Genomic DNA, 12,135 nt, shown 5'->3' with positions numbered 1-12,135 from the left:
AGGAGGGCAGGTGCTCTGTCCAGGGCTGGCAGCCACCCCTCCCTGAAAGACAGACACGCTCCTCACGAATCGTTCAGTCGACGCTGTCGTGGAGGCGGAGGGCAGCGGGCCGCGTTCGTGACAGGACGGACCGGTGGGCTCCCCTCTCCGCCCGCTGGGCATCCAGGCGAAGCACCCCGAGGACCCACCGGTTCCATGTCCTGGTGCGTCACACCTCCGGCCAGGCCCCTCCACCTTCCAGGAATCCGTCGTGGCACGGGGGCGCATGGGCGTGACATTTCCTTTCAAGAATCTCGTCTTCGAGGGGGCCGGGGTCCGCAATTGTGCCTACGCCGGGGCGCTGCTCACCTTGGAGGAGTACGGCGTCTTCGAGCAGGTGGAGCAGGTGGCCGGGACGTCCTCGGGCTCCATCGCCGCCACGCTGGTGAGCCTGGGCTGCACGCCGGAGGAGGTCCGCGAGGCGATGCTCGAGCTGGACTTCGCCCGCATCCGCGATGGCAACTGGCTCACCGGGCCGCCGCGGATGCTCGGGCGCTACGGCTGGAATCCGGGTGACTACTTCCTGGCGAGCATGGAGCAGCTCATCGCCGGCAGGACGGGGGATGGACGCATCACCTTCGCCCAACTGCGCCAGCGGGGCTTCAAACCGCTGTACGTGGTGGGCACCAGCCTGTCGTCGCGCAACGTGCGCGTCTTCCCCGACGAGCGCAGCCAGGACATGGCCGTCGCGGACGCGGTCCGCATCTCCATGTCCATTCCCTTCTTCTTCGCCAGCCGCGAGTTCCAGGGCGAGGTCTACGTCGATGGCGGCGTGATGTGGAACTACCCCATCGACCTCTTCGACGGGCCCGAGGGCTACAACACCCGGACGCTCGGCTTCTTCATGGACACCTTCGATCAGCCGAAGCCGGAGCCCATCGGCTCGCTGCACGACTTCGCCGGGGCCTTCTTCGCCTCGCTGCTCAGCTCCCAGGAGATCGATTTGATGAACAGCCCGGCCAACCTGGCGCGGAGCATCCGCATCAACGACCTGGGCCTGAAACCCACGGAGTTTGGAATCACCCGCGAGCAGAAGCTGGCCCTGATGCGGCAGGGCGAGCAGGCCACGCGGGCCTTCCTCGAGCGCTACGCCGCGTCACATTCGGCGGCGTGAAACTCCAGCTTGAAGGAGTGTGTCCATGTCCAGCAATGCCCTGACAGTCGTCACCCCCATCCAGCCCGGCAAGGTGGAAGAGCTGGATGCCTTGCTGAGTGAGATCGGCGAGGACATCACCAACGAGACCGGGCGCCACATCTCCTTCGCCCAGCTCACCACGGTGCACTTCCTGCGCTGGGTCATCCTCCCCGAGGACAAGGAGGGAGCGAGGCACTACCTCCCGCAGCTCGCCTTCGAGAGCAACTACGACGGCCCGTTGGAGGAGCACCTGGAGGAGCTCATCCGGGTGGGAGGACCCATGCTGGCGCGCATCTACAGCTCCTGCGCGGGCTGCCCCGATGACGTGGCGGGCAGCGTCGAGTCCTTCAAGCGCTTCCTGCTGCGCTACCAGCTCCCCGCCGCCGCCTTCTACCGGGGCTACCCGAATCACACGGTGCGGGATGTCCTCGACAACACCCTCGCGCGACGGGCCATCCAGGACTTCCTCGATGACCCGAAGCGCACGGCCACCCTGCGCGGCCTGAAGCCGGAGCAGCTCTGCGAGGAGATCCAGAAGTACCTCGCCACCGTGCCCGGGATGAAGCTGGAGCGCACGCCCCCGCCCAAGCCCTCGCGCCTGGACCGCTTCGTCCAGCGCCTCATGGAGTCGACCCCCGTGCAGGTGGCCGTGGGAGTCCCCGTGGGGTTGCTCCTGCTGCCCGTGCTCGTGCCGGCGGCCCTGCTGCTGCTGTGGAAGGAGTCCCGGGACGAGGCGGAGCCCAAGACGGAGGACGTGGTGGACCCGCGCGTGGAGGGGCAGGAGGACTACAAGGTCCAGAACCAGCTCACCCACCTGGTGGAGGTCCGCCCGGGTTGGTTCCGCCAGCTCACGCTGCGCACGGTGCTGGGGGGCATCAACTTCCTGGCGCGCCACTACTACAACCGCGGCAACCTGGGAGGCATCCCCAGCATCCACTTCGCGCGCTGGGTCATCATCGACGGGGGCCGGCGCCTGCTCTTCTTCAGCAACTACGACGGGAGCTGGGAGCGCTACCTGGGTGACTTCATCGACCGGGCGGCCGTGGGGCTCACCGGCGTGTGGAGCAACACCCGCGGCTATCCGAAGACGCGGCTGCTCTTCGGCAAGGGCGCGACCAACGAGGAAGACTTCAAGCAGTGGACGCGCGACCACCAGGTGTTCACCCAGGTCTGGTACAGCGCCCACGCCGAGGAGAGCGTCCGCAACATCCTCCAGAACGTCGCGGTGTGCGCGCAGCTCAAGACCCAACTGAAGTCCCAGGAGGCCGAGCAATGGCTGCTCAAACTGTGACGTCCGTATCCGGTACGGCGGCGGCGATTCCAGGAGAGGCGCTCGAGTTCGAAGACATCCAGGGGCTCGTCTTCTTCGGACACGGGCACCTGAAGTACTCGCGGTATGTCTTCCTGCGGGTGAAGGACGGCGCACGGGCCCGGGCATGGCTGCGCACGCTGGTGGAGCGCAAGGAAGTCACCACCGCGGCGGGCAAGCAGCACCCCGGGCTCGAGGAGACCAGGGGCGAGCACGCGCTCCAGGTGGCCTTCACGGCCTCGGGACTGGAGCAGCTCGGCCTGCCCTCGGAGGTGAGGATCACCTTCCTGCAGGAGTTCCGCGAGGGCATGCGGGACAAGCGCCGCGCGCGCATCCTGGGAGACACGGGCGGGAGCGCACCGGAGAAGTGGCAGGTCGGCGGCTCGGACGAGACGGTGCCCCACGTGGTGCTGGTGCTCTTCGGCCGGGACGACGCGGACCTGGATGTCTTCCACGCCTCGCACCGCGCGCGCTACCAGGAGGCCCTGGAGGAAATATTCATCCAGGACGCCGACATGCGGCAGGGTGACACGGAGCCGTTCGGCTTCCGCGACGGCATCTCGTTCCCCTACATCAAGGGCGTGCCCACCACGCGCACGCCGGAGGTGCTGGGGCTGCCGATCAACGCGGGCGAGTTCATCCTCGGCTACCACAACGCCTACGGGCAGTATCCCTTCTCGCCCCGGGTGCCCCGGAGCCAGGACCCTCGCCACCTGCTGCCCGACGTGCCCCGGGCGCAGATGGTGCCCGGAGAGCCCAGGCCCAAGGACCTGGGACGCAACGGCACCTACCTGGTCATCCGCAAGCTGCGCCAGGACGTGGCGGGCTTCTGGAAGTTCGTCGAGGAGAACAGCCGCGTCCCAGGCAAGAGCGCGGAGGAGAACGCGGCGTACAAGGAGCTGCTGGCCGCGAAGCTGATGGGGCGGTGGAAGAGCGGCGCGCCGCTGGAGCTGTGCCCCATGAAGGACGACCCGAAGCTGGGGGAGGACCCCACGGTCAACAACCACTTCCAGTTCGGGGCGGATCCGCACGGGATGAAGTGTCCCCTCAGCTCGCACGTGCGCCGCGCCAATCCCCGGGACACGCTCATCGAGGATCCCAAGGAGTCCATCAAGCTGGGCTCCCGCCACCTCATCATCCGCCGCGGCCGGCCGTATCACGACAAGTACGCCGATGGGACGGAGGAGCAGGGGCTCATGTTCGTGGCGCTCAACACCAACATCGGGCGCCAGTTCGAGTTCATCCAGCAGACGTGGATGAACAACCCCAAGTTCAACGACTTGTACGACAGCAAGGATCCCATCGCTGGCGACAACCATGACCCGGAGTATCCCGAAGATGATCCGAAGGACTACAGCGCCATCGTCCCCGGCTTCCCGGTGCGCCAGCGCATCACCGGCCTCCCCCGCTTCGTGCACACGCGGGGTGGGGACTACTTCTTCCTGCCTGGCATCAAGGCCCTGCGGTACCTGAGCTCGGAGCGAGGGCTATGAGCTCCCGATTCGTCCGATGGCTCACCGGTGCGGACATGCAGCGGGCGGTGTTCGGGTTCTTGCGCAGACATCATCCCAATCTGGTGCTGGGCAAGCGGGTGCTGGTGACACGGGCGGAGGACGTGAACGAGGTGCTGAAGACGGACGCGGTCTTCGGAGTCACGGAGATCTACGCCGAGAAGATGGAGCGGACCACCGGCCCCTTCTTCCTGGGCATGGAGAACACGCCCCAGTACCAGCGCGAGTCCTCCCTCTCCCGGCAGGCGGTGCGCCGGGAGGACCTGGAGCGCATCCGGACGATGGTGCGCGAACACGCCGAGCAACTCATCGCGCAGGCACGGCCTGGCGGGAGGCTGGACGTGGTGAACGGGCTGGCGCGCCCCGTGGCCGTGGGGATGGTGGACCGCTTCTTCGGAGTGCCGGGACCGGACCCGGAGACGATGAAGCGATGGATGCGCATCATCTTCTGGGAGATCTTCCTCAACCTGGGCAACGACGCGGACGTCACCGCGAGGGCGCTGGCGGCCAGCGCGGAGCTGAAGGCATACATGGAAGGCCTCATCGCCCAGCGCAAGGCGGGGCTGGTCACCGAGGGCCGTGACGACTTCCTCACCCGGTTGCTGCGGATGCAGGAGGACGAGGCCACGCGGCTGGATGACGATGCGGTGAGGCGCAACGTGGGCGGCATCATCGTCGGCGCGGTGGACACCAGCTCCAAGGCCCTGGCACAGGTTGTCAACGAGTTGATGGAGCGCCCCGAGGCACAGGGGGAGGCGCAGAGCGCGGCCCGGGAGGAGAACACGGCGCGCGTGGCGGCCCATGCCTTCGAGGCGCTGCGCTTCGATCCACACAACCCGCTGCTCCTGCGCACGTGCAACGAGGACTACGTGCTCGCCCGGGGAACGGACCGGGAGGTGAGGATTCCCAAGGGCACGCTCGTCATCGCCTCGACGATTGCGGCGATGTTCGATCCGGAGGTGATGCAACACCCGGACGAGTTCCGGGTGGACCGTCCGCCCCCGGGCTACATGCACTTCGGCCGGGGGATGCACACCTGCTACGGGGAACGCATCAACCACATCGTTGTGCCCGAGGTGCTCGGGTGCCTGCTGCGCCTGCGCAACCTGCGGCGCGCGCCCGGCGGCGAGGGCCGGATGAAATTCGAGGGCCCCTTCCCGGACCGGCTGGTGGTGGAGTTCGACCCGGGTTGAGAGGGAATGCAGTCAGGAGTGCCTCCTAGAATGGGATTCACCCATTTGGAGAGGCGCCGATGACTTCCGCACAGTCCGTCCTGCTGCTTGCCCTGGCCCTGCTGAGCACTGGCTGCGCCTCATGGGCGCCACCCCCTGGCCGGGGGATGAACCTGCGCTACACGCCGCACGATGCGACCGCGCCCACGATGGCCTCCACCCCCGAGGCTCGAGGGGCCCCAGCGGCCGCACCGCCGCCGGGACTCACGGGACGCTGTGACGGCGGTGGACCCCGGCAGAGAGGAGCGGACTGAGAGGGGGAGTGCCCTCGCGGCCCATCTGGCGTTTCGCGGTGCCGTGCTCGACGTGTCGGGCTCCACCCTCCAACTCTCCGGGGAGCTGTCCAGGCTGCGCAAGAGCCACGGGGGCATCGCCGGCAAGGCCGCTGGCCTCTTCGTGCCCCATGTCGAGTACGGCCAGCGCCAGTTGCGGTGGATTGACGCCGAGCTCGCCGCCGCCACCCGGCTGGCCACCGCCGCCGCGGAGCTCGAGGAGCCGGACATGCAACTGGCCCTGCTGCGCCTTGCGGGTCCACGGCTCGAGGCCGCCATGCTGGGCTCGCTGCTGCTGGCGGCCTGGGTGGACATCCTCAACCTCCTCGATGTGGCGTTCAAGCACGGCTACAGGGCGGTGGAGACGCTGTTCGTTGACATGGACCGCTGGCAGAAGATGGTGGAGCCGCCCATGACGGCACTGGCCTCGCGGGAGCCAGGGCAGGTGGAAGCAGCGGCGGAGAACATGCCCGCGCTGATGGGCTACCTGTCCGGCGAGTTCAACAGGACGGCGGAGCGCCTCCACACGGGGCTGAGGAATGTCGAGAAGGTGATGTTACTGGCGCAGCTCGTGGAGATGGTGACGATGGTGTCGGCGATGAGGTTCTCGCTGCCGCCGATGCGGCCCTCGGCTCCCGTGACACTGGGTATGGGCATGGTGATGGGAGACGGCGGGGTGATGATGGGCACGCGGCTGGTCGTGTCCGCCGAGTGGGTGGAGATGATGCGGCGGCTGGTGCGCTCGGGCGTCCTCTCACTGCCCGCCGTGAGCGCTGCGGTGCGGATTCAGTCCGGCCAGGTGGTGATGGCCAAGGCGCACGGCGAGCTGCCCAGGGGCGTGCGCGCGGCGCTGGGTGACGGGCCCGAGGTGCGGGGCATGCGCATGACGGGCAGAGCAGGGGCCGGCATGGCCGAGCCACCGCGTCACCACGTGCTGCCCAAGGAGTTCCGCGAGTGGTTCGAGAAGCGCGGCTTCACCGGCGAGATGGACATCGACCAGTTCTGCGTCAAGCTGGAGCAGGCACACCACCAGGCCATTCACGGCGGTGGGAACTGGAAGCTGGGGCGCACCTGGCCTGGTGAATGGAACCGGATGATCATGAAGGCGCTCCAGGACGCTGAGTCCAGGCTAGGCCGACTGTTGACGCGGAACGAAGTGCTGGAGATCGTCGCGGAGCGTATGAACCTGTACAAGATTCCGATGAACTTCACGCGCTGGGGTGGAAGATGAGCGAGGACCGTTCCTGGGAGGGCAATTGGAAAGCCCGCTTGTACGAGCGGGTTCGCGAGCGCGGCTACGACTCGCTCACCGCCTTCGCGGATACACGCCCTACCGCTTCGCTGGTGGCACTGGCCGAGGAGCTCGGTCCGGACGACATCGCTGGCGTGCAGGTGTTCAGCGGATTGGTGGCCGAAGCAGAGCGGACCCATCAGGTCACACGCCTTGTGCGCGGACAACTCGTGCGAGAACTGTGCGCGTGTCTCCCAAACGGCTGGCCGGCTGTGCTTGATGACGCGAACCGTTTCAAGGTCGCCAAGGCACTCGGGTTGTGGAGTTCCCTTACCCCAACAACCCATGAGGAGCGCGTCAGGAAAGCTGGAGATGCACTCCTCGCCTCGCCACCGCCGCCCGGCTGGCGACCACTCGGACCGGACGACGAGCTGATCCTCACGCTCCTGCCCGACGAAGAAGTCTGACGGGCTGAGCTGCACCCTGTTCAGCGGCGCTCCGGATGCCTCCACCGGAACTCCTCGCGCAGAGACGCGAGGTAGCCCGCGGCCTCCGGCGTGCCCTCGGCGGGTGCCCAGCTCGCGAAGGTCTTGTCATTGGCCGGGGCGTACGGCCCCGTCTTCACCTCGTAGATGACGGTGTCCGGCGCCAGGGCCACCAGCCCGTGGAAGATGCCCGGAGCCAGATCCACCCCGAAGTGCTCTCCCCCCGCTTCCAATGACAGACAGTCGCGCACGCGCCCCTCGTCCTCGAAGGTGAAGAAGGCCAGCGCGCCGCGCAGCACCACCCACGCCTCGGCCTTCGGCGGCTCCAGGTGCCGGTGCGGCCGCACGTAGCTGTCCGGCTGGATGACGTTGAACATCCGGTGCAGCAGGTCCGCCTCCTCCTTGTGGAAGGGCTGGATGATGCGCCGGCGGGGGCTCGTCCGGGAGGCCTCCGCCACCTCCTCCACCAGGCGGCGAGAGAGAACCACCAGCTCCCCCGCGGGGGCATCCAGGGCACGTCGGTAGGAAGCGCTCATGACCCCGAGCCGAGCACAGGTTCGCTCCGCCAGCCAGCCCCGGCCCCTCACGGATGCTGCGCGTGGGACTCCTCCACGGGCCCCAACCGGCGCAGGCTCGCCTGGGCCCGCTGCGCGTAGGCGACCATCTCGTGCTCCTGCGCGAAGCGGATGGCCTCGAGGAACGCCGCGCGCGCCTCGTCCTCGCGCCCGGCCAGCCGCAGCAGCTCTCCCCGCACCCGGTGCAATTCCGGCAGGTACGAGTACTCCTCCGTCACCGCCGGCCACGTCAGCGCCTCGTCCACCGCCGCCAGCCCCTCCTGCACCTGCCCCAGCCGCAGGTGGATGTGGGCCAGCAGTCCCAGGTTGTGGTGCATGCCCGCGATGATGCCCGAGCGCTGCCACTGCTCCAGCACCTGCCTCATCTGCACCAGGCCCTCCTGCGGACGCCCCAGCTCGGCCAGGGCCCACCCCCGCATCGCCGAGGGCCACAGGTACCACAGCAGGAAGCGGTGCTCGCGCGCGAGCGGAATGCACTGCTCGGCCAGCCCCAGCGCCGTGCGCGCGTCCCACCTCAACTGGCTGGCGATGGCGCAGTACGTCAGCGCGAGCGCCGTCGTGTGCGGATGGCCGATGCGCCCGGCCAGCTCCAGCGCCTCGCGGGTGGAGCGCTCGGCCCGCTCCTCCTGTCCGGCCACCGAGAGCGGCAAGGTCGCGTAGGCCAGCGCCGCCACGCGCGGGTTGACCCACTGCCGGATGGCGAGCGCCCGGTGCTGCTCGAGGTCCACCTCCGGCACCGCCAGCGCCCGCTCCAGGTGCCGCAGCGAGTTGCCCACCTGCCCCCAGGTGAACAGGTCCGTGGCCATCATCCGCAGCCCCATGGAGAGCAGCTCCGGCTTCTGCTGGCGCTCGCCCAGGGCCACCAGCAACTCGGCCACCTCGTGGGATTCGTGCGACTTGCCGCGCGCGAAGTAGTAGGCGAAGGCGCCCCAGAAGCTCAGCTCCAGGCGCGGCAGCTCCTCGCCCACCTCGCGCAGGAGGGCCTGCACCCGCGTGTACGTGCGCTCCACCTCGGGCGAGCGGAAGCCCTGCACCTGCACCAGGGGCCAGCCCAGCGCCATGAGCAGTTGCAGCTCGTCCCGCGTGAGCCCCGGGGCCTCCGGGAGGCTGCGCAGCAGCTTCAACGCCTGCGAGAGGTGGCTCACCGCCTCCTCGTTGGCCGAGCGCTGGCTGGCCCGCATTCCCGCCAGCCTCCAGTAGTGGATGGCCGGCGTCATCTCCCCGGCCTCGGTGTAGTGGTGGGCCAGCAACTCCGGCCGCGTCTCCGCCACCTCGGGGAAGTGCGCCACCAGGGCCTGAGCGATGCGCTGGTGGTACGGCCGCCGCGCGCTGCGGGGCAGCGACTGGTAGGCGGCCTCCTGGATGAGGGCGTGGCGGAACTGGAAGCCGGGCTCGGCCTCGTCATCCCGCGCCTGGAGCAGCCCCGCGGCCATCAGCCCCGCCAGGTCCCTGCGCAGCACGGTGCTCCGCAGCCCCGTGAGCTGGGCGAGCAGCGCGGAGGAGAAGCTGCGCCCCACCACCGCGCAGAGCTGCGCGAGCTGCTTCTGCCGCCGCGGCAGCGAGTCCAGCCGGGCCAGCAGCAACTCCTGCAGGGTGACGGGGATGGAGGCCGCCGCTCCGCCCTCCAGCATCACCCGCGTCATCTCCTCCACGAAGAGGGGAATGCCGTCCGTCCGGGCCACGAGCTGCGTCACCACCTCCGCGGGCAGCTCCTGCCCCCGCGTCACTTCCCTCACCAACTGCTCGGTGAAGGCCGCCGGCAACCGCTCCAGGCCAATGCGCTGGAAGCCCGGGTGCTGGGCCCAGGGCGGGCGGAACTCGGGGCGGGCACTGAGGACGAAGAGCAGGCGCGCCCGCTCCACGAAGCCGATCAGGAAGCTCAAGAGCTGCAGCGTGGACGGGTCCGCCCAGTGCAGGTCCTCCACCACCACCAGCACCGGGCGCTCGCCCGCGTCCTCCATGAGCAGGGTGGCCAGCGCCGCCAGCGTCTCGTCCTTCTGCCGCTGGGGGGTGAAGCGCAGGTGCGGCGAGTCCTCCCTCACCGGCAGGGCCACCAGCGAGGCCAACAGGCGCACCTGCATGGGCGTCAGGCCCCGCTTCTCCAGGTGCCGCTCCACGAGGCGCAGGTTCTCCTGGGGCGAGCGCTCCGGGCTCAGCCACATGCGCTGCAGCGTCTCGATGACGGGGTGCAGGGCGCTGGTGCTGAACTGGTGCCAGCACTGGAGCCGCAGCAGCATGGGCTTCTCCGGCAGCACCCGCTCGCGCAGCTCCTGGATGAGGCGGGACTTGCCGATGCCCGCCTCGCCACACAGCAGCACGTAGCTGCCCTGCCCCTCGCGGGCCCGCTTCCAGGCGTCGAGCAACTGCCCCAGCTCCTGCTCACGGCCCACCAGCGGGCTCAGCTCTCCCGTGGGCAGGCGGGTGCCCGCCGTGCGCGAGCGGCCCACCACGCGGTGCACCTCGAACGTCCGCCGCCCGTCGAAGGCCCGGGCACCGAGCGCCTGGGTGTCGAAGGCGCGCCGCACCAGGCTGTGGGTACTGGCGCCCACCACCACCTCGCCCGGCCCGGCCTGCCGCGCCAGCCACGAGGCGATGCGCGGGGCCTCGCCCTGGATGGTGGGCGTGTGCCCCCGCAGCTCCGGGAGGATGTCGTCCAGCACCACCTGGTCCGTGTCGATGCCCACCTGCACCGCCAGCTCCGCGGACGTCCCCGGCGGCAACCAGGGCTGGAGCACCGCGAGCACGGCCGGGGGCAGCTCCAGGCCCGCGCGCACCGCGCACTCCGCGTCTCCCTCCTTCGCCACCGGGTAGCCGAAGCACGCCAGCACCTCGTCCCCCATGCACAGGGTGATGAAGCCCCCATGGCTTTGGATGCCCTCCGAGGCCGCGCGGTGGAAGGCCGCCTCCAGCTCGCCGAAATCCTCCGGGTCCAACTCCTCCGCCAGCGCGCTGAGCCCCGCCACCCGGCAGTACAGCAGCGTCACCTGCCGGCGCTGCGGCGCCATCGAGCGCTGCGGCCCCCGGCCCGGCTTCAGGTGCTCCTCCAGCTCGCGCAACTCCTCGCGCAGCTCCTCGGCCGACATCAGGCGCTTGTCGGGGTCCTTCTCCAGCAGCACGGACAGCAGCGACTCCAGCTCCCAGGGCAGCTCCGGGTTGCGCTCGCGCGGCGAAGGCACCGGCTCCGGGGAGAGCACCTGGGCGCGCAGCTCTCCCGGCATGAGGTGCGGATAGGGCAGCTCTCCGGTGAGCAGCTCGAACAGCAAGACGCCCGCGGCCCAGAGGTCGGCGCGCGCGTCCAGATTCTCCCCGCGCCATTGCTCCGGGGCCATGTAGGGGGGCGTGCCCGCCGTGGGCAGCTCCGGCTGCTCCGCGGCGAGGCCCGGCGCGGGCGCCAACCATGCCAGCCCGAAGTCCAGCAGCTTCACCGTGCCCTGCTTCGTGATGAAGACATTGGTGGGCTTGAGGTCGCGGTGGATGATTTGATGCTCGTGCGCGTGCGCCAGCCCCGCGGCCACGCCGCGCATGATTTCCAGCGTGCGCGCCAGCGGCAGCCTCCGCTCCCGCCGCACCAGGTCCGCGAGCGACTCGCCCCCCAGACATTCCATGACGAGGAAGGGCACGGTGGGCTCGCCCGGTCCTCCGCTCCACTCGGACACGTCGAAGATGCGGACGATGTTCTCGTGGTCCAGCCGCGCGATGGCCCGGGCTTCCCGCAGCCCCATGCCGGCCAGCTCCTCGCGCGGAAAGAGGAACTTGAGGGCCACCACCCGCTGCAGCTCCTCGTCCTGGGCCCGGAAGACCTGGCCCATGGCGCCCTCGCCCAACGACTCGAGAATCTCGAAGCGGCGCCCGTCCGCGCCTCCCAGCCGCTCCCCGGGCATGATCTTCCGGAAGCGCGTGGGCAGGTCGGCGCTCGCCACCTCCTGCAGCAAGCGCTCGAAGGCGGAGTCGTCCTCGAAGTCGAGCCCGTCGTCGTCGAACCCCAGCCCGCCGTCGAAGTCGAACCCGTCGTCGAACCCGGGGCCGCCGTCTAGACCGGCCTCGGCGTCCTCCCCATGGGGAGCCATCGGCCCCTGGCCGTTCTGCTCGCCGCTGCGTCCCATGGTCATCCCCCCGCCCCTCACCTGGAAACCTAGGGGCACCCGGCGGGGCGGGCAATGCGCCCACCCGGAGGGGAGGGGGAGACGTCACCTTTCCGCCATCATTCCCGCCCGGCCGGCTGCTCTTCCCGGCGCACCCTTCCGCGTCCACCAACGGGGCGAGCGGGCCCTTCTCCCGGAGATGTGGCCATCCCGCGCAACGCACATCAAATCAAACACATCACACCAGAGAGACGTGGACTCCAC

8 protein-coding genes are annotated in these 12,135 nt (G+C 69.5%); 6 read left to right on the top strand and 2 right to left on the bottom strand.

Annotated features, from left to right (window positions below; all coding sequences use genetic code 11):
• Nucleotides 1–271 precede the first annotated feature (271 nt).
• From ACN28I_RS32145 to ACN28I_RS32120, 6 genes are all read left to right on the top strand, one after another.
• On the top strand, nt 272–1,153 hold the full coding sequence (locus tag ACN28I_RS32145) for a patatin-like phospholipase family protein (RefSeq protein WP_420945723.1): 882 nt from the start codon (nt 272–274) through the stop codon (nt 1,151–1,153).
• A 25-nt stretch (nt 1,154–1,178) separates the two neighbouring features.
• Nucleotides 1,179–2,465: a hypothetical protein gene (locus ACN28I_RS32140; RefSeq protein ID WP_420945722.1), complete on the top strand. Its 1,287-nt coding sequence runs from the start codon at nt 1,179–1,181 to the stop codon at nt 2,463–2,465.
• On the top strand, nt 2,447–3,976 hold the full coding sequence (locus ACN28I_RS32135; RefSeq protein ID WP_420945721.1) for a Dyp-type peroxidase: 1,530 nt from the start codon (nt 2,447–2,449) through the stop codon (nt 3,974–3,976). Before ACN28I_RS32140 ends, ACN28I_RS32135 begins: the two co-directional genes overlap by 19 nt.
• Nucleotides 3,973–5,187, top strand: a complete 1,215-nt coding sequence (locus tag ACN28I_RS32130; protein WP_420945720.1) for a cytochrome P450 — start codon at nt 3,973–3,975, stop codon at nt 5,185–5,187. The genes ACN28I_RS32135 and ACN28I_RS32130 overlap by 4 nt, the downstream gene beginning before the upstream one ends.
• A 336-nt stretch (nt 5,188–5,523) precedes the next feature.
• A complete protein-coding gene (locus ACN28I_RS32125) occupies nt 5,524–6,729 on the top strand; it encodes a DUF2380 domain-containing protein (protein ID WP_420945719.1) in 1,206 nt (401 codons plus the stop codon).
• Entirely contained in the window at nt 6,726–7,196 is a 471-nt protein-coding gene (locus tag ACN28I_RS32120; protein WP_420945718.1) for an NUDIX hydrolase, read from the top strand. The genes ACN28I_RS32125 and ACN28I_RS32120 overlap by 4 nt, the downstream gene beginning before the upstream one ends.
• Nucleotides 7,197–7,216: 20 nt before the next feature.
• Here the strand turns inward: ACN28I_RS32120 and ACN28I_RS32115 are convergent, their stop codons facing one another.
• Nucleotides 7,217–7,750, bottom strand: a complete 534-nt coding sequence (locus ACN28I_RS32115; protein WP_420945717.1) for a WbuC family cupin fold metalloprotein — start codon at nt 7,748–7,750, stop codon at nt 7,217–7,219.
• 47 nt (nt 7,751–7,797) lie between these two features.
• A complete protein-coding gene (locus ACN28I_RS32110) occupies nt 7,798–11,898 on the bottom strand; it encodes a protein kinase domain-containing protein (protein WP_420945716.1) in 4,101 nt (1,366 codons plus the stop codon).
• Between the last annotated feature and the right edge of the window lie 237 nt (nt 11,899–12,135).

The sequence above is a fragment of the Archangium gephyra genome (assembly GCF_049060025.1).
Classification (GTDB): domain Bacteria; phylum Myxococcota; class Myxococcia; order Myxococcales; family Myxococcaceae; genus Archangium; species Archangium gephyra_A.
The sequence above is the reverse complement of the archived record's forward strand: the minus strand, read 5'-3'. Positions and strand labels throughout refer to the sequence as shown.